General features: G+C 37.5%; 16 protein-coding genes. 7 read left to right on the forward strand and 9 right to left on the reverse strand.

Annotation, left to right across the window (positions count from 1 at the left end; all coding sequences use genetic code 11):
* Positions 1 to 195: 195 nt before the first annotated feature.
* Complete coding sequence (locus tag CXF79_RS14650) at positions 196 to 2,199, reverse strand: collagenase (protein ID WP_101156351.1); 2,004 nt, start codon at positions 2,197 to 2,199, stop codon at positions 196 to 198.
* A gap of 207 nt (positions 2,200 to 2,406) precedes the next feature.
* On the opposite strand from CXF79_RS14650, the gene trxC reads away from it, so the two are divergent.
* Positions 2,407 to 2,841, forward strand: a complete 435-nt coding sequence (gene trxC, locus CXF79_RS14655; RefSeq protein ID WP_101155808.1) for a thioredoxin TrxC — start codon at positions 2,407 to 2,409, stop codon at positions 2,839 to 2,841.
* 89 nt (positions 2,842 to 2,930) lie between these two features.
* Here trxC and CXF79_RS14660 read toward each other — a convergent pair whose 3' ends face one another.
* Entirely contained in the window at positions 2,931 to 4,859 is a 1,929-nt protein-coding gene (locus CXF79_RS14660) for a hypothetical protein (protein ID WP_101155810.1), read from the reverse strand.
* Between the two features lie 430 nt (positions 4,860 to 5,289).
* On the opposite strand from CXF79_RS14660, the gene CXF79_RS14665 reads away from it, so the two are divergent.
* Both CXF79_RS14665 and CXF79_RS14670 read left to right on the forward strand, forming a co-directional pair.
* A complete protein-coding gene (locus tag CXF79_RS14665) occupies positions 5,290 to 5,790 on the forward strand; it encodes a hypothetical protein (RefSeq protein WP_101155812.1) in 501 nt (166 codons plus the stop codon).
* A 164-nt stretch (positions 5,791 to 5,954) separates the two neighbouring features.
* The gene (locus CXF79_RS14670) at positions 5,955 to 6,686 is read left to right on the forward strand and encodes a substrate-binding periplasmic protein (protein ID WP_101155814.1); all 732 of its coding nucleotides are present in this window, start codon (positions 5,955 to 5,957) and stop codon (positions 6,684 to 6,686) included.
* A gap of 91 nt (positions 6,687 to 6,777) precedes the next feature.
* On the opposite strand, the gene CXF79_RS14675 is transcribed toward CXF79_RS14670, so the two are convergent.
* Positions 6,778 to 7,602 (reverse strand): substrate-binding periplasmic protein, encoded by an 825-nt coding sequence (locus tag CXF79_RS14675; protein WP_101155816.1) that lies wholly within the window; start codon positions 7,600 to 7,602, stop codon positions 6,778 to 6,780.
* 161 nt (positions 7,603 to 7,763) lie between these two features.
* Between CXF79_RS14675 and CXF79_RS23410 the strand changes: the two genes are divergently transcribed.
* Positions 7,764 to 7,931: a hypothetical protein gene (locus tag CXF79_RS23410; RefSeq protein WP_157825883.1), complete on the forward strand. Its 168-nt coding sequence runs from the start codon at positions 7,764 to 7,766 to the stop codon at positions 7,929 to 7,931.
* A 280-nt stretch (positions 7,932 to 8,211) separates the two neighbouring features.
* Here the strand turns inward: CXF79_RS23410 and CXF79_RS14680 are convergent, their stop codons facing one another.
* The gene (locus CXF79_RS14680; protein ID WP_232769188.1) at positions 8,212 to 8,841 is read right to left on the reverse strand and encodes an EF-hand domain-containing protein; all 630 of its coding nucleotides are present in this window, start codon (positions 8,839 to 8,841) and stop codon (positions 8,212 to 8,214) included.
* A gap of 279 nt (positions 8,842 to 9,120) precedes the next feature.
* Positions 9,121 to 10,020 carry a CPBP family intramembrane glutamic endopeptidase gene (locus CXF79_RS14685; RefSeq protein WP_101155820.1) on the reverse strand — a complete coding sequence of 300 codons (900 nt, stop codon included), beginning with the start codon at positions 10,018 to 10,020 and terminating at the stop codon, positions 9,121 to 9,123.
* Positions 10,021 to 10,190: 170 nt separating this feature from the next.
* On the opposite strand from CXF79_RS14685, the gene CXF79_RS14690 reads away from it, so the two are divergent.
* The 3 genes from CXF79_RS14690 (at position 10,191) to CXF79_RS14700 (ending at position 12,782) form a co-directional block, all read left to right on the forward strand.
* Complete coding sequence (locus CXF79_RS14690; RefSeq protein ID WP_101155822.1) at positions 10,191 to 10,712, forward strand: gamma carbonic anhydrase family protein; 522 nt, start codon at positions 10,191 to 10,193, stop codon at positions 10,710 to 10,712.
* A 206-nt stretch (positions 10,713 to 10,918) separates the two neighbouring features.
* Complete coding sequence (locus CXF79_RS23415; RefSeq protein ID WP_157825884.1) at positions 10,919 to 11,131, forward strand: hypothetical protein; 213 nt, start codon at positions 10,919 to 10,921, stop codon at positions 11,129 to 11,131.
* A gap of 829 nt (positions 11,132 to 11,960) precedes the next feature.
* Complete coding sequence (locus CXF79_RS14700; protein ID WP_101155826.1) at positions 11,961 to 12,782, forward strand: DUF2971 domain-containing protein; 822 nt, start codon at positions 11,961 to 11,963, stop codon at positions 12,780 to 12,782.
* A 54-nt stretch (positions 12,783 to 12,836) separates the two neighbouring features.
* Here CXF79_RS14700 and sucD read toward each other — a convergent pair whose 3' ends face one another.
* The 4 genes from sucD to sucA all read right to left on the reverse strand — a co-directional run bounded on the left by sucD (position 12,837) and on the right by sucA (position 19,390).
* Entirely contained in the window at positions 12,837 to 13,709 is an 873-nt protein-coding gene (gene sucD / locus CXF79_RS14705; protein WP_011043041.1) for a succinate--CoA ligase subunit alpha, read from the reverse strand.
* The gene (sucC, locus tag CXF79_RS14710; protein WP_011043040.1) at positions 13,709 to 14,875 is read right to left on the reverse strand and encodes an ADP-forming succinate--CoA ligase subunit beta; all 1,167 of its coding nucleotides are present in this window, start codon (positions 14,873 to 14,875) and stop codon (positions 13,709 to 13,711) included. Before sucC ends, sucD begins: the two co-directional genes overlap by 1 nt.
* Positions 14,876 to 15,051: 176 nt before the next feature.
* The gene (gene odhB, locus CXF79_RS14715) at positions 15,052 to 16,527 is read right to left on the reverse strand and encodes a 2-oxoglutarate dehydrogenase complex dihydrolipoyllysine-residue succinyltransferase (protein ID WP_101155828.1); all 1,476 of its coding nucleotides are present in this window, start codon (positions 16,525 to 16,527) and stop codon (positions 15,052 to 15,054) included.
* Between the two features lie 58 nt (positions 16,528 to 16,585).
* The gene (sucA, locus tag CXF79_RS14720; protein ID WP_101155830.1) at positions 16,586 to 19,390 is read right to left on the reverse strand and encodes a 2-oxoglutarate dehydrogenase E1 component; all 2,805 of its coding nucleotides are present in this window, start codon (positions 19,388 to 19,390) and stop codon (positions 16,586 to 16,588) included.
* Between the last annotated feature and the right edge of the window lie 90 nt (positions 19,391 to 19,480).

Raw genomic sequence — 19,480 nt, forward strand, 5'->3', positions numbered from 1 at the left:
CAAGTTAGGAGTTAAATTCTACAGTTAACTTAATCGCTAGGAGAAGTATCAGTGATGTAATCATTATCTGATTATCCTCAGCCGCAATTTACCCAATGGACTGCTCATGTTCGCACTAAGCGAACTTGAGTATAACGTTAAGTTTTTAAAAATAGGCGTTATTATTAATGGTTACTCGAATAAATCAGCAATGTTCTATTTAGTCACAGTATTTTTATTAGCCAATTTTTTATCTAATGATTTTAAAGCATTTTCATGCCAATACTGCCAGTGCATATGAAACTTATCTTCCGTTAAATGACTTGGCTGTAAGTAATCTTTATACGTATAACGATAGAATTGACGTGGTTTATGTGGGTTATTTACATCTTCTTCCGCCACATAGTTAGCATTATGTTCATCTAACCATTGAGTAAACTCTGCTGCATACTTTTTACCTGACTCCTCAACTAATTTTTTATAACCATCAAAAAAGTCTGTTTTTAAGTAGTGCGCCATTTTCCTGTATTCATTTTGATGTTTTTCATTCATAAAGCGCACAGCTAAATAGCCCCAACGATATACCCTATCAGTACCGTCTTTATATTCAGTATTAAAAATATCCGTTAAACTGGGCCAATCTTCTGGAGTTGTGTCATTGACCAATTTGAAAGTTTTTGGATTATTATCTTCCTTAGCAACATATTCAGCGAGTCCTTCAGACCACCACACCATATGACTTGGAAAATGATTAAAAGTATCGTATTTAACAAAGCGTCCATCTAAATAATGAACAAACTCATGGTTTAAGTTCCAAACAGCAAATTCAGGTCGTACCCAAAAATGTTCAAATGAGTAAAAAGTCGCAATATTGTTAGGATCTTGTGTCGTTCCCTCAATGTACATACCACCGTTATCGGTATTAATATCAAAAATTAGCTGACCGAATTTATTATACTCTGCGTGATTATCAAAAATAACGACCCGTAATTTATCGTTAAAATCGTTAGCAACGGGCTGATTATTAGTCGCTAATATTTCATGGAAATTACTTTCTTGAGCGATTAACTGCTGACAAGCATCACTTAACTGTGCTGCAGACATGGCTTGGGCTAAAATATATATTTTACTTGAGCACTCATGGTTAATAGGCAATGCTTGTTCAATTGATGGGGAAATGCAGCGACCGACTAGCGTACCCTCTTCACATTCAGACTTTCCACGAAAAGTGTTGACGACATAAGGCACACTAAAAAGTGTCTTATTTTGCTCTACTGATGTTGCTTTATCATTGGTTAACGCCGCCCATATACTGTTATCAAGCGTATCCATTTCACCTTCAATCTTGAGGGTTAATTTATCGTCATCTAAACGTTTCTGATCCTCAGCTGAGTGCTCATAGTAGTCATTCCAATATTCTTTCGTATATAAATTATAATACTGTGCCAATGCCCAAAGAGCGTGTTGCTTAGGCCAGTCATCCCCCACTAAAGTACTATTTTTAGCAGTGATAAATTGAATTAATGCCTGTTGAAGTTCACCTTCACCATGTACACCTTTCATGAATTCAGCAGTATTTTTTCTTCGGGCTTCGTAGGGTAAAATAGCGCCAGCACGTAATACTTCCCACAGTGCATAATCTATCGCTGTGTCTTTATCAGAGTTCACTGTAGTTGTATTAGAAAGATCAGCGGAAGCATACAGGTTAATTAACTGACTTAACGGCTTTACCTGCTCTACTATAAATGGTTGTAAAGGTGCTAAAAAATATAAACGATACAAAGCAACAGCGTAATTTTCATGCAAGCGTGCTGTAGTCTGACTCACCTCAAAAAAACCAGGCATATTATATAAATTGTCTAATGCGCTATTAACAGATATTGCGGTTTCTTCGGTCCAATCTTTATCTGCACCAAAGCTACTGTAAATTCTAAGATAAAAAGTAAGCTTCTCTAATTTATCATTAGTTAAGTCTCCTTTTAAAGCTTCCATTGATATTTCATCCGCAACAGCTTTTAGTAATCCCTGTTGATAATGATTAAAATCTTGGCTCCATAACTGCTCTATATCAGTCGCTAATACTTGAGCAACCATTGGATTTACTATTGGTACTAAGACAGACTGCATGACCTTAGTAGTATCAGCCTCATCGTTAACACTACACGCAGTAATTACAACAGATATAGCGAGAGTCAGAAGAAGTATTGTTAGTTTATTCATAGCATTTTCATTATTGTTATATTGAATAAAATCAATTATTGCATACAATATACCAAAACACATTAAGTAATTAACTAAGTTGTTAATATGGTTTTTGACACAATAGTTACAGTGAACTAGCTAACTTAAGATAGTTATTAACTGTTAAAAGCTAATCAGGTAACATTAGCCAACTTAAAAATATATAAATTTATATGTTGGAATATTATGAATATTGTTTGTGCTAATTGTTTCACCACCAACCGCATCCCCGATGATAAAGACTATAACAAAGGCAAGTGTGGTAAATGCCAACAAGGGGTTTATTCACCCAAGCCAACAGAATTAACGGCTAATACTTTCTACCCTTTTATAGAACGTAATGATTTACCTGTGATTGTTGATTTTTGGGCCAGCTGGTGTGGCCCCTGTCAAAACATGGCGCCTGTTTACAATAAAGTAGCGCAATCATCACCCTCTTTACTGTTTGCCAAAATAAATACCGAGCAAGTTCAACAAATTTCTGCTGATGCGAATATTCGTAGTTTACCTACCTTAGTCTTTTTTCATCAGGGTGAAGAAGTTGATCGTATTTCAGGTGGCTTGAATGAAATGCAAATGAAGCAATGGGTTGTTCAGTGCTTGCAGAAAATTGCTAACTAGGATTTTGTCATTAAAAACCATCTATAAAAAAAGCCGCGAAAGCGGCTTTTTTTTAATTATCTTAATAGGGTAAAACTACCTGATAAAAGTTACTGTACTGGGATAGTAATATTCCCTGTTGCCACTTCACCAGCTTTAGTTTCCAATGAATATTCGAAACTAATGCTGTTAGATTCTGAGCCCGTATTATCTGATAAATACTCCCCAGTATGCAATCGATAGACCTTCTGAGTTTCGGTTTGATCTGAGCCCAAAATAACAGAACGGTTAATTGTCCTATGTGTTACAGATTCATTTGCTGCTAACTTAGCAATACCGACAGCAGTTGCGTTTATTCGCCCATCGCTAACCACGTGAAAGTCATTGGAACTTACTGATGAAGTGCCATCATTGATTACAGAGGTTTTACGTAACGTTAATTTCTCTAATGCATTAATATTCAGTGGAAAATACAAATAAACTGAATCATTCCAGTTATAAGAAGAGGAAGTATCTCCTGCTGAATTACTTGACGTTATAACATTACCATTAGTGGTATAATTTCCATTGTCGAGCTTAATATCTGCAATTGTAAAAACTTCATCAGTATTGGAGTTTATCTCAAAAGTTAATTGATCGTTATATATATCAGCACGTTCAAGAGTCGCTTTATTCGTTACCGATTGAATATCATAGCGGTATGAATCAGGCGTCGTCAACGGACTCACTGGCATTACGGTTAAGCGAGTATCGTTCAAGCTCAATGTAAAAGTAACAGGAAAAGATAGACCACCAGTAATGAGTGTTGTACCTTCAGATACATGATCATTTGCATCTGCATTACCCATTAATACGGTAAACCCTTGGTCATTTGTTAATGATATATTTTCAAGTTCAACTGTTATAGCCTGAGAGTAGAATACACTAAAGCTAGAATCTACTGAGTTAACTTCAGTAGCAGCAAGAACAACTTCAAGTGGTGTTTCACTTTCAAGAATCACTTGTGGTGCAAGTGCCAAATCAATCACTGCTGCACTTGGAATAACGAAACAACAATTATTAGAACTACCATTTTTTAGAATACTTAAATTACCTTCAGCTAACTTTCTTATGGTAAAAGAACTACTTTGGTATTTAACTTCATTGCTTGTGAATGCGGGTAATTGAAAGCTTACCGTATCTTTTATTTGCGTAGTAATAACATATTGGCTAGTTGATTCATCATATGTGCTATCAACAACACTATCTTCTAAATAAAAAGTAGCACCAAGCAATGGCTCTGCTGCTTCATCAACCAAAGAAAGCCTAATTTCAAGATCTGAAGCCACTGGTACTTCATTCATATGTATTCTTGAAAATTCTTTTGTATTCGCTGAACCTATATATAAATTACGACCGTGTAAAAAGTTAGTAAGCTCAGGTACGTAATCAGCTTCACCATCTTTATCAAAATCTAAATTAGCACTAATACTAGTATTAATAAATTTTGGCAAGGTAATGGTATATATACCCGTTTCAACATTAAATGAAGATACATGCTGGTATTTATATGCTGATGAATTAGTACCTGAGTGAGAATAAGCAATAAACTCTAATGTAGATAGAGCATTACCTGTTTCATTATCAATAACCGAAATTTCTACATCTACCGACTCTGATACAGCAAAGTTACCAACATCTTCGATGCTATCTTTACTTCCGAATGCAGTTTGCGTAAAAAAGGTTCTCGAAAGGAATTTATCATCTGGACTTGAGATAATGATATCTATATCTGAAGATCGAGGTAAGCCTGTTAACTCAAAATCACCATCGGTAACTTCAAAGTTAGAAATGACGTCTTTAGAGCCAACTTTTACGGTAATTATGGCATTACCAATGGGTTTAAAATCTAGCGCATCAACAACAACACCTTTGATGCTAACTGAGTTTTCAGCTTGGTCTAATAACGCTTTGACATCAGAACTGTTGTCTTCAACTTCTAAACAACCATTCAGTAACACGACAGCTAGAAGCGACGTGGCAAGGTTTAAATACTTCAATTTTACTTCCTTTTAATATGAAACAAAGGAAGTAAAAAATAATAAAACTTTTATGCATCCCTTGCATGGTAGTACCAATCAACACTGATACCTAAATCGGACGCAATTTTATCTATAACAAGTTATTAACACAAGAAGAATACTTTATAAGTAGATGATATTTTGATGAATATCTCTCACTTTGCTGTAACAAAGAGGCAATAAGCTGCCGCATAACGGATAATACTTGTCACCCTAACCGATATTAAATTCAAATAATTGTTAATAAAACTTGCTACATATAGAGAGTTACTCTGTATAACTCAATAAATTTGGCTTTATCCAGCTAAATAGTTACCTAAGCAATATTTATAAAAGTGGCACAGACTATGCCTTATGAATGTTCTTAAGAATAAATTATTGAAAACACTAAGCTAGAGAAGCCTTATATATGATGATCAACAACAATTACGCTCAACAAGTAGCGCAAGCAAAATCTAATAATGCATTAGTAGTCAGTTTTGATAACACCACCCCTGCCGTTCAACGTATTCCCGGTGAAAAAGATACCGTGACTTTATCTGACAAAGCGTTAGCCATGATGAACGGTAATGAGATTAAAGAGATCGCGCCCACTTATTTAAGACCCGAATCGGCAAGGTCACTTTTAGCTAAAAGTGAAACATTAAACACAACTCAAGTTGGCGATGCCAAAGAAGATGTTGTCGTTGATAATCGTTTCAGTGAGATAATGCAAAATATATTAGATAAACGATTAGGTATAGACCGAGAAAAACTTGAAGAACTTGAAGCGCTGATGGAAGAAATTGCTAACAATGAAAATATGAGTCCAGAAGAAAAAGAATTAGCGTTGGAAAAACTGGCTGAAATGCGAGAAAAGATAATTGAAGAAGGCAGAGAGATACAAAAAACAGTTGAGCAAACCGATTAGCTTTATCATCTATTTCATTCGTTTTACCTAATGGGCTAGATGTTTATTATTTAAAATAAAATGTAATCGATTAAAGCATTAACTTACTTACAAAATAAATGGCAAGCCTTTATTTTATATGGCATTATCACTTCAAACCGCAGTGACATTTAAACACATAACCTATGAAAATAAACCTTTATTTCATTATATTATTAGCTAGTTTTTCGAGTATAGCAGACAATAAAATAACCTACTTTATTGCAGATAAATCTTCATCGCCTATTCAAGTATCGACTAAAAATAGCGAACAGGTAGGCATAGTTACTGATGTAATTAATGCGATAGAAAAACAAAACATTCACTTTTCCCATAGTATTTTGCCTTTCAAACGTATGATGAAGTACATGAAAAATCCAAAGGTTAAATGGATAACCTATGGCTCTGCTGCTTGGCCAGGGCTACAATCTCTATCACTGTCTAAAACGCCTATTATGACAGTAAAACACCGTTTTTTGACCTTAAAACCTAATAAACACAATGAAATCAGCGATCTATTTGGAAAGAGCCTAGTGTTAATTCGCGGTTTTAATTACCCTGGTTTGGCAGCTTATATTGAGCAAGACAAGTTTGATATTATCTATGTGAAAGACCATGAAGCAGCGATAAAAGTCATCGCTATGGGCAGAGCAGTTGCTTTTCCGGAAATGAATATAAGACTAAATTATCACCTTAAAAACATGAAATTACCTCGTGATAATTTTAACTTTCACTACATTGGCAATATTATTGCTGATTATGATATTAACTTATGTTTTTCTCTTAATTTTCCCGAACTTTTAAAGGTAAAAATAGAGGGGATTTTAGTGGAAATGAAAAGCGATGGCAGATTAGAAAATATAATTAACGCCTATTAGCTCTTTATATTCAACGATATTAATCTTTTAAGACTCCGATCGTTCACTTTTAGCTTTCATCACTCAAGGTATATGCTAAGGGGTAATTTAATTACTGATTAAGCTGAAAAACGCTTTTTTCAGCTTGTAGGATGAGAGTGGCTAACTCACCATTACTTTTCATCCGTTGGATTTCTTTATCGACAATAGGGACCAATACTTTGTTATCTTTATGAATATAGTGATATAAAGATAAACGTACTAATGGCTTTTCCATGCTCTCAACATTGTTTAAGCCAAGCCTTTTAAGTGCTAGATTTCCATCGAGAGTATTCGTTAACAACACATCAACCTTTCCACTCAGCAATAGTTTAAACATATCGTCTGTAGAGCTCATTTCGTAAATATTAGTAAGCCCTTTGGTAATATTATTGGTATGTTTTACACCGCGTATTTTAGTTAAACGATACTTAGCTAAATCTTCCTTTAATAGGATAGAAATTTTAGAGCTTTTCAAAACAAACGGCATCGTTTCTAAGTAATAGTACGGCGTGGGTACTCTGATTGTATTGGGGTTTTCATCTCCATAAGTCCAAATACGCATGATCTCACCATCATTAATACCTGTATTGGCAAAATGCTGTGCCCGATTACCCGGTAAAGGACTGATCGTAATGTTAATGCCAATATTTTTATAGATTTGTTTGAGTACAATGCGCCCTACTTCTTGCTCTATCAATAACTCAATAGAAGCAAAATCATAGGTTTTATCTGAAGACGATTTGAGGGGATTACTTTTAGGTTTTGTCGCTAATTGAATAACTGATTTGTTTTGAGATTGAACACTTGAGAGTACAGCATGGTCTGCCGATAAGGCGAACAATTTACTGCTGTAACTGCTGAGAAGCAAATAACAAAGGCATAACAGTAATCTCACTTACTCTCCAACTTCTCTACATAACCGTAAATTAATATACCATTATCAATTTTACTTGCTTATATTTTCTCTATAGCTATTTCATCTAAGTAACACCATAGAAATATTAACTGGGGAAACACGGTCTTATAAGTAGGATATTGTATAAATGGAGAACTAGCATGGAAAAGAAAGCGTTTAAACTATTACCTTGTATCTTTTGTACCATTGGCTACAACTGTTACATAGCAGGTCATAATGTTACCGCTAAAGGTTATCAATCACTGGTGAAACTTCAAAATAAAAAACCAATAACGGAAGAAGTTAAAACCTCAACGAGCAAACCTTGAAGCTAGCTTTTATAGCTGTTAATTTCTAGCGATTAACGTTTAGTTATTTGATTGGAATCGCCGTGACGACAGCAGAAAGACGAACGAAGGCTATATTCATGTATGTTCTTCATGGATCATGCACATAGTGATGCTAGACATTGACGTCCATTCACAATGAGATTAGTTAAAGATAAATTGAAAAATTGAGATAACCATAAAATATTGTAAATACCATGAATACAAAAAATAATTTAAATACAAAAATTCAAGGGGATGTTTATCCCCTTGAATCAAATAGCTACTTTTGCATCATCTGTTGTCTGTGCTTTACTTGATGTTCAGCAAACTCTTTTGAAGATACTTGTGCATCACCATTAGTGTCGATATCGGCGAAGCTTGGGGCATTAGCAATGTTTCGCATAGGATAACCCTGCTCAGCACGCTTTGTTATTCTTGCTGCTCTAGCGTTATAAAATTCTTGCTCTAAAATAATGCCATCGCCATTTATGTCGAATTCAGAAAATGGGGGCATATTACTATTTTTGCCCATACCAGCTCCCTGACTACGTCCCTGTCCCATTTTAGACGATTGGCCTTGAGTTCCAGAGCGATTTTGCATTTGTAGCTGCTGACCCGCTATAAGCTCTTCTTGGGTTAACTGCCCATCGAGATCCTTATCAAAGACTTTAAATGAAGGTGTATTGCCAGCTCCTTTCATAGGACGACCTTGAGCTGCTTTCATTGCCATACGCTCACTTCTCACTTGAGTAAACTCTTGCTCACTGATAAAGCCATTTCCATCTTGATCGTAGCTAGCAAAAGGAATAGGACCTCGATCTGGCAATTCCTCTGAGACCGCTGCCATAGATGTAACACTCAAAAAAGAAACCAGAACTAAGGGAATACTCTTGAATAGTTTTTTCATCATTACTCTCCTATCAGTTATAAAAATTTGTTCTAAAACTCTTATTCACTACAAATATGATAGGCCGATTGCATGAAACAAATTTGACTTGGATCAATAATTAAAGCATGAAATTTCACATTATATTTTTGGTTTAGCCAATATCCCCATCAACAACAAAAGTACGATTGGCTTTGTATTCGTTTGATTGCCCTAGCCTATTAACAAACGCTAAGTATTTTTGACTCAAGTGCCGAAATAAGAGAAAAAATCATTGAAAAAAGGTAGAAAGACAAAAAGTAGCTAAACCTTGAGTAAAGGATAAGTAAACAGCGCTAAGTGAATCATATTAAAACAAAAATGGAGTAAAATCGCATACCAAATTTTACCTGTATTTAGATAAACCAAGCCATACAAAAAACCAGCCAAGGTAGCAACTAGCATATAATTAAAACCACCTGAAAAATGTGCAATACCAAATAATAAGCTTGTCAGTATTAGTCCCGTTAAAGGGTTTATTAGCTTTGTTAACTTTTGCTGAATGAATCCTCTAAAAAACACTTCTTCAATAATGCACGTTAATAACAAATTATTTAACGCGAACAACCACCACCAACTTGGCAATTGAGGATCATATTTAATTAATGATAATAAAATGGCTAGGCTAAATAGTAGAATAAAAACTAGCACTACTAGAGCACTTAACCGCAAGCTATTGTGCGCCTTAGAGAGAGTGATCGGTTTTTGACTTATTAAGAGTGCTGGAGACAGCATCAAAAGAACAAATAGAATCATCGGTTTATCAAAGTTTAGGTACAGTGTGAATGGCATACTGTTAATGCTTTTTTCCACATCGTTTAACACCTGTAAATTATTAAATCCTGGCAATAAGTGCGCAGCTAAGGCAATACAGCTAATAATAACTAATGCCGTAATGACCGTATTAATTCTTCGATTCCATAACTTATTTGAGGGATTGCTTGAGGGCTTAGTAGATATCTTTTTAGCATAGTAAGACATGGCCAATAAAAGCGTAACAACACCAAGACCAACCAAATCTATCGCGTTATAAAACAGCCCGCTAATTAAAGTACAGACTAAGCCAAATGGCCATAATTTAGGTTTTACAAAAGCAGTAATCAAAGTAATGACTAAGAATAACCAAGGGGTAACAGATGGGAAAAGGTCTTGTGTGAACAACATAGGATAGTTAATTAGGGTAATTTTAGGTCAAGTTAACATAATGTTAGATGAGGTTGAATTTTTAAATCAAAAAGTAAAATACATACTAATTAATTTTACTGTGACCCCATTGATTCACTCTAATGCTATTAACTTGTTACAATAATGTTTTTCAACCAAGGTAATACTTCATGATTTTTCAATTAGGTAAACATTCACCCAAAATATCAGCGAGTTGTTTTATTGCGCCCAGCGCTAATGTTATTGGCAAAGTAGACATAGCAGAAAATGCCAGCGTTTGGTTCAACGTGGTAATTCGAGCTGATTTAGATAAAGTCACCATTGGTGAAAATTCTAATATTCAAGATGGTTGCATATTACACGTTGACGAAGGATTTCCAATCAATATATCTAAAAATGTAACCGTAGGACATAAAGCGATGCTACACGGCTGCACGATAGATGAAGGCAGCTTAATAGGTATGAATGCTGTGGTATTAAATGGCGCCAAAATTGGCAAAAATTGCTTGATAGGCGCGAATACTTTGGTAACTGAAAATATGTCAATTCCCGATGGTAGTTTGGTCATTGGTTCACCTGGTAAAGTAGTGAAGCAACTTGATGAGAAAGTAAAAGAAATGATCGCAAAAGGAGTTGAACATTATGTGCATTGTAATCATCAATATAAAAATGAATTGAAACTGATAGATTAACTTTTAAGTTACCTTCCCCTTGGTAGCTGAACGCTGCTCAGTAAAAAATTCAATAACAAACTAGTACAAACCACGAACCCTGCCGCCTACATTTATAAAAAGTTCATCCATGAACAACGGCAGCGCTCGACATCAGGACAATAAGCTCCTGCATTGTCTAATAAGTCACATCCATGTGACGTCATGTCTCGGGTCGAGGCTTACCATTGCTAGTTAGTCATTTCATTGCTGAGATGGGAATTGGAGTATTTGGTGCTGGTAAATTGCTTAACTGGTGTACTCCTCGTGGTGCCTTAGTCGAAGATCCAGACCTTAGTAAAATGGATTCCCGATTAAACACTTCGGGAATGACGGCTTCGAATGCCAATGGCATAACAACACAATCATCTCCCCTATCCACAAACACCAAACCTGCTTGAATCAAGTCCCGCAATGAAAGGCTATATTCATCATGACGCTGCATGGATGCAGCTTATTAAACAATGCAGGAGCATATTGTCCTGATGATGAACAAAGCGCTGTTACGTCGAAGATATAGCCTTGAATGTAGGATTACACTTAATTAGTACTTGGAGTTTATTTCCCTGCTTGGCGTCGCGGTGGCGACCACACCCAAAGTGAGACTGCCTCCGGCCTCCCCTTGGAACCCCTCGGAGTCCCTACTCAGCAGAACAATCAATAACAAACCAGCACAAACCACGAACCCTGCCGATTTATCATCCCTGAACAACGGCAGCCCTCGACGTCCTGTCTCGGGTCGAGGCTTGCCATTGCTAGTTGGTCATTTCATTGCTGAGATGGGAATTGGAGTGTTTGGTGCTGTTAGCCAAATTAAATGATTCTCTATTTTTTGATCATCCAAAAAAATAACCCAACATTATTACTCCCTCATCTATCAACAAACACAAGTCTGCTTGAATCAAGTGCCAAAATTAAAGGCAATATTCACGTATGTTCATCGTGACGCTGCATGGATGCAGCTTATTAGTCAATGCAGGAGCATATTGTCCTGATGATGAACAAAGCGATGTCAGCACATGGATGTGCCATCAGCGCTATTACGTCGAATATATTGCCTTGAGTGGAGGATTGCACTTGATTAGCAGCTCCGAGGGAGACCAAAGCCGAAGGTTAGAGCGGAGGCAGTATCCTTTTCTTCTTGGGTGTCGTCGCCACCACGACAATAGCTTTGACTATCAATTAAATTAGTTCTAACCTGTAAACCAGTTTTTAGAATGAAAAAATACAATGTTAAACGTTCCGAAAGATGGATACTTATGTAAGTTCACAACACTGAACAAAAATATCATCAACTCTATATATGAAAATAATTTGTGGCACGCTAGAGTCGATACCCTGAATGATCCGTTCGAATTCTATTTTAATTTTATAAAAGAACTCCCTAACTCTACGGGTGATTTGTGCAAATTAATGGATGAATCTAACTATTGGGTCAAGCCTCACTTAATAGTTCAAGAAAAAGAAGCAGCTCTACAATTATTAGCTTCATCTAGGGAAAGTGAAGTACGCCATAGCATAATAAATAAATTAATAGAACACGAGAAGTTATTAAAAATACAAATGCAAACTTTATGTGTATGTAGTCTATCCGAAGCTTACGATGAACCATTAATGTGGTCACACTACGGTGATGGAATGAGAGGCATTTGCTTAATGTTTGATAAAGAAAAACTCAAAGGGAGTTCATTAGAATTCGAAAAGGTTGAATATGAGAATACTCCTCCAAAATTAGACTTTTTTAAACAATATAAAAAGTACAAAAATAACGAAGAAATGGATTTAGGCAAATTTTTACTCACAAAGCATACTGGCTGGACTTATGAAAAAGAATTCAGGTCAGTATCTTTCAAGGTAAATGAAAATATAAATCAACTGGGTTTTTTAAAGAAACTAAATAAAAATTCGTTAAAAGCAATAATAATGGGCTCTAAAATTTCTCAAGTCGATAAATCATTACTTATAACATTATCTGAAAAATTTGGGTTCGAGCTTTATATTGCGCAAGCTAATACTGAAAATTATAGTGTTGATATAAAAGAATTTAAATAAAAAACCCGCTAGTTAGCGGGTTTTTATTAAGAATTACAAGTTGTAAGCGTTAGCCTACCAACCTGTTTTCTCTTTAAGTGCTACGCCGATATCAGCTAAAGAACGAACAGTTTTAACACCGGCCGCTTCTAGTGCTGCAAATTTCTCATCAGCTGTACCTTTACCACCGGCGATAATCGCGCCAGCGTGACCCATACGCTTACCTTCTGGTGCAGTAACACCAGCAATGTAAGATACTACAGGTTTAGTAACGTTAGCTTTGATATATTCCGCAGCTTCTTCTTCAGCAGTTCCGCCAATTTCACCAATCATTACGATTGCTTCAGTTTGTGGATCGTTTTGGAACATTTCCAATACGTCGATGAAGTTAGTACCTGGGATAGGGTCGCCACCAATACCTACGCAAGTAGATTGGCCAAAACCAGCATCAGTTGTTTGTTTAACGGCTTCGTACGTTAATGTACCAGAACGTGAAACAATACCAACTTTACCTGGTAAATGGATGTGACCAGGCATGATACCAATCTTAGTTTCGCCAGGAGTAATAACACCTGGACAGTTAGGACCGATCATACGAACGCCAGTTTGAGTAAGCTTAGCTTTAACGTCAACCATATCTAAAGTTGGAATACCTTCAGTAATAGTTACGATAAGCTCGATGCCAGCATCGATAGCTTCTAAAATAGCATCTTTACAGAATGGAGCTGGAACGTAGATAACTGTTGCTGTTGCGCCAGTTGCTTCTACAGCATCACGTACTGTGTTAAATACTGGAAGGCCTAAATGCGTTTGACCGCCTTTACCTGGGCTTACGCCACCAACCATTTGTGTACCGTAATCAATAGCTTGTTCTGAATGGAAAGTACCTTGACCACCAGTGAAACCTTGACAGATAACTTTAGTATCTTTATTAATTAATACAGACATTATTTGCCCTCCGCAGCTGCTACAACTTTAGTTGCTGCATCAGTTAGTGATTCAGCAGCAATGATGTCTAAGCCAGAGTTTTTAAGAACTTCACGACCTAATTCAGCATTAGTACCTTCTAAACGTACAACAACTGGTACTTTAACGCCTACTTCTTTAACAGCGCCAATAATACCTTCAGCAATCATGTCACAACGAACAATGCCACCAAAGATGTTAACTAAAACAGCTTTAACGTTATCGTCAGAAAGGATGATTTTGAATGCTTCAGAAACACGTTCTTTGTTTGCTCCGCCGCCAACATCTAGGAAGTTAGCTGGCTTGCCGCCGTGTAAATTAACGATATCCATAGTACCCATTGCTAGGCCTGCACCGTTAACCATACAACCAACAGTACCATCAAGAGCTACATAGTTAAGCTCCCATTGTGCTGCATGTGCTTCACGTTCATCTTCTTGAGATGGATCGTGGAAAGCGCGCATTTTAGGTTGACGGTAAATAGCATTACCATCGATACCAATTTTGCCGTCTAAACAATGAAGGTTGCCTTCGTCAGTAATAACTAACGGGTTGATTTCTAATAAGGCGAAATCACAATCTTCAAACATTTTAGCAAGACCCATAAAGATCTTAACAAATTGCTTCATTTGCGTAGGGTTTAAACCAAGTTTAAAACCTAATTCACGTGCTTGGTAAGGTTGAGCGCCAACTAGTGGATCAATCTCAGCTTGGTGAATTAATTCTGGAGTCTCTTCTGCGATCTTTTCAATGTCAACACCGCCTTCAGTAGATGCCATGAAAACAACTCTTTGAGAAGCTCTATCAACAACAGCACCAAGATATAATTCGTTGGCGATATCAGTACAGCTTTCAACTAAAATTTTAGCTACTGGCTGTCCGTTTGCATCTGTTTGGTAAGTAACTAAGTTCTTACCTAACCAGTGTTGAGCAAACTCTTTGATTTCTTCTTTTGATTTAACTAGCTTAACACCGCCAGCCTTACCACGTCCGCCTGCGTGTACTTGAGTTTTAACAACCCACATATCGCCGCCAATTTTATCAGCCGCTTCGGCAGCTTCTTGAGGTGTATCGCAAGCGAAACCTTCAGAAACTGGTAAACCGTATTCAGCGAACAATTGTTTCGCTTGGTATTCATGCAAATTCATGGTGTTTTATCCATTTATCTGTAAATGAAGACTGTTTTTACCCCTACCTTTCATTTTTAAAAAGATAAAACTAAGTAACAGCCTGTGAAAGTTTATCGATTATAGTACAAAAGCTCTAGTGACGGTAGCCAAAAGAGCTAATACTATAGTCTACTAACTATATTTTTTTGTACGACTTATACGTCTAAAAGAAGACGTGTTGGATCTTCTAACAATTCTTTGATTGTTACTAAGAAACCAACAGACTCTTTACCGTCAATTAAGCGGTGATCATAAGATAATGCTAAATACATCATAGGTAAAATTTCTACTTTACCGTCAACTGCCATAGGGCGGTCTTGTATTTTATGCATACCTAAAATCGCTGCTTGAGGTAAGTTAAGAATAGGTGTTGATAATAGTGAACCAAATACACCACCGTTTGTGATAGTGAAGTTACCACCAGTCATATCAGCCATAGACAATTTACCGTCACGACCTTTAATAGCTAACTCACGAATTCCATTTTCAATGCCAGCCATACTTAGTTGATCAGAATCGCGTAATACTGGAGTAACTAAACCACGTGGCGTAGAGACAGCGATAGAGATATCAAAGAAGTTATGATAAACAATGTCATCACCGTCAATTGACGCATTTACTGCTGGGAAGCGTTTTAATGCTTCAGTTACCGCTTTCACGTAAAAAGACATAAAACCAAGACGAGTGTCATGAGTTTTTTCAAACAAGTCTTTATATTGCTTACGTAAATCCATAATTGGCTTCATGTTAACTTCGTTAAAAGTCGTTAACATTGCAGTAGAATTTTTCGCTTCTAATAAACGTGTTGCAATCGTTTTACGTAAACGCGTCATTGGCACACGTTTCTGAGTACGTTCGCCAAGTTCTTGTACTGGTGCAGCTACCGGCGCTGCTGCTTTTGGTGCGGCAGCAGGTTTGTTAGCGGCGGCTTCAACGTCTTCTTTTGAAATACGTCCACCTTTACCAGTACCAACAACGTTGGCAGCCGTTAAGCCTTTCTCAGTCATTAAACGACGTACTGAAGGACTAGCAAGATCATCTGAACTTACTGCATCTTCAATTGGTGCCGCTGTAGCAGCAGAACCTGCAGTAGCGCCAGCGTTTAGCTCGCCAATTTTTTGAGCGCCTAAAACAGTATCGCCTTCAACATGGATAATTTTACCAATTACGCCATTATCTTGAGCAACAACTTCTAGTACTACTTTATCTGTTTCAATATCAACTAAGTTTTGGTCAACTGATACAGTATCACCTTCAGCTACATGCCATGTGGCAACAGTTGCATCGGCAACTGATTCAGGTAATACAGGTACAACGATATCGATTACTTTAACAGCTCCTGATGCCGCTGGAGCGCTTGCTGCTGCAACGGGTGCAGGTGCAGCAGCTTCACTGCCTTCTGAAAAGCTACCAATCACTTGGTCGCCTAATACAGTAGCACCGTCAGCTTGGCTAATATCGGTCATAACACCGTCGCAAGTTGCAGGAACTTCTAATACTACTTTGTCCGTTTCAATATCTACAAGTACTTGATCACGAGTAAATTTTTCACCAACTTGTACATGCCAAGTTGCTACTGTTGCATCAGCAACTGATTCAGGTAATACCGGAACTTTGATTTCGGTTGTCATTTTTTTAATCCTTTCAAACTTTCTTTGCGCTCACTATTTGAGTAAGCGCACCAAAGAGTTAATCTATTGTTAATGCTTGAGTAACAAGCGCTTGCTGTTCTTTAACATGAAGTGACATATAGCCGACAGCTGGAGCTGCAGAAGCCTTACGCCCAGCATAAGTCAACGTAGTACTTTCAGGGATAGCTGCTCTAAAGTTATGCTGCGAACAATACCAAGCACCTTGGTTTTGCGGCTCTTCCTGACACCAAACAAATTGCTTCACATGCTGGTATTCTTTCAATACAGCTTGTAGCTCTTGTTCAGGGAACGGATAAAGTTGCTCAATACGAACAATAGCAATATTATTTAGCTCATTTTTACGACGTTGATCAAGTAGTTCGTAATAAACCTTACCACTACAGAAAACAACACGCTCAACCGCTTTTGCATCAAGCTCATCAATTTCACCAATAACATTGTGGAATACACCCGTCGACATTTCTTCTAATGAAGAAACCGCTAATGGATGGCGTAACAATGATTTAGGTGACATAACCACAAGAGGACGACGCATAGGACGAACCACTTGACGACGCAGCATATTAAATACTTGCGCAGGTGTTGATGGCACACATACTTGCATATTGTGATCAGCACAAAGTTGTAAGAAGCGCTCTAAACGAGCTGATGAATGCTCAGGCCCTTGACCTTCATAGCCATGTGGTAACAACATAGTTAAGCCACATAAACGGCCCCACTTTTGCTCACCTGAACTAATGAATTGATCAAATACCACTTGCGCACAGTTAGCGAAATCACCAAATTGTGCTTCCCAAATGGTTAAACCTGCAGGCTCAGCAGTGGTATAGCCATATTCAAAGGCTAATACTGAGACTTCAGATAACACTGAATCATGTACATCAAATGGGCCTTGGCCTTCTCTGATATTTTGCAGTGGTAAATAGGTACTACCGTCTTCTTGATTATGCAATACAGCATGGCGATGGAAGAAAGTACCACGACCAGAATCTTGACCTGTGATACGTACACGATCACCACGATCAACAATGGATGCATAAGCTAAGTTTTCAGCCATACCCCAATCAAGTAATTTCTCACCTGTTGCCATTTTCATGCGATCATCGTAAATCTTTTTAACACGCGAATGCACTGGATGACTTTCTGGGTAACTTGACAATTTAACCGCTAGTTCTTTTAATTTCTCAAGCGATATTTCTTTGTCGTAGTCATCATCCCACTCATGGCCTAAGTATGGAGTCCAATCAACTGAATGCTCAGTCATTGGGCGCCATTGATCAACCGTACATTGACCTTCATCAAGTAACTTACGGTAGTAGGCTGTTAATTCATCAATTTTGGCAGTAGTTAAACTACCTTCCGCTGATAATTTATCTGCGTATAATTGACGTGGTGTAGGATGCTTTTTAACAATTTTGTACATAAGTGGCTGCGTAGCACTTGGCTCATCAGCTTCGTTATGTCCATGACGTCGGTAACAAACTAAATCGATAACAACATCACGTTTAAATTCATTACGGTAATCAAGTGCAATTTGCGTTGCTAAGATAACTGCTTCAGGATCATCACCATTTACATGGATAATTGGCGCCTGAACCATTTTAGCAATTTCAGTACAGTACTCACCAGAGCGAGTATCTTCAGCAACTGACGTGGTAAAACCTACTTGGTTGTTGACTACAATACGTACCGTGCCGCCTACTTTAAAGGCGCGCGCTTGTGACATATTGAAGGTTTCTTGTACAACACCTTGACCTGCAATCGCAGAATCACCATGAATGGTAATAGGTAGTACTAAATCACCTTGATCACAGTCACGTCTATCTAGACGAGCGCGAACTGAACCAATAACAACTGGGTTAACGATTTCTAGATGTGACGGGTTAAATGCCAGCGCTAAATGAACGGTACCACCCGGGGTAACGAAATCTGAAGAATAACCTTGATGATATTTAACATCACCTGAGCTAAGTATTTCATCATGCTTACCGGCGAACTCATCAAATAATTTTGACGGGTTTTTACCCATGACATTAACAAGTACGTTTAGACGCCCACGATGAGCCATGCCCATAACCACTTCTTTAGTACCGGCAGCGCCAGCACGAGTGATTAATTCTTTAAGCATTGGGACAAGTGAATCACCACCTTCCAGAGAGAAACGTTTTGCACCTGGGAACTTAGCTCCAAGGTATTTCTCTAAGCCGTCAGCAGCGATTAAGCCCTGAAGAAGTTTAGTTTTTTCATCAACAGAAAGTGCCGCTTTAGACTGAACAGACTCAAGACGTTGTTGTAACCAACGTTTTTCGTCGGTAGCCGTCATGTGCATATATTCAGCACCAATAGAACCACAATAAGTGTTTCTTAATGCTTTATATAAGTCACCTAACTTCATGGTGTCTTGGCCGATGGCAAAAGAGCCAACGTTATATTCTTTATCGAAGTCGTTTTCAGATAAATCGTGATGTGAAAGCTGCAAGTCACGTACTTTGTCACGTTGCCATAAACCCAAAGGATCTAAATTAGCATTCTGATGACCGCGGAATCGAAACGCGTTGATAAGCTGTAAAACTTTGACTTGTTTAGCATCATTGCCACTAGAAACAACTACTTGTTTATTGGCTTGTTTTGCTAGGGCTCTAAATTCGTCACGGATGGCAGAGTGGCGGTATTCAACCTCACTACCTTCGACTTTCGGGAGTTGACTAAAGATACCTTGCCATTCTGCAGATACAGAGGCGGAGTTATCTAAGTATGATTCGTACAATTCTTCAATATAAACGATGTTGCCACCGTTTAAGTGGGAAGACTCTAGCCAAGCCTTCATTACACCTTCTGGCATTGCCGTGTTCCTTTGCTTGTCTGTAGCAAAAAAAAATACGTAATAATTATTTTATGCGTTTTGTTAAATTTATTATTGAAGTATTTATTT

It is taken from the genome of Colwellia sp. Bg11-28, assembly GCF_002836245.1.
Taxonomy (GTDB): Bacteria; Pseudomonadota; Gammaproteobacteria; order Enterobacterales; family Alteromonadaceae; genus Colwellia; species Colwellia psychrerythraea_A.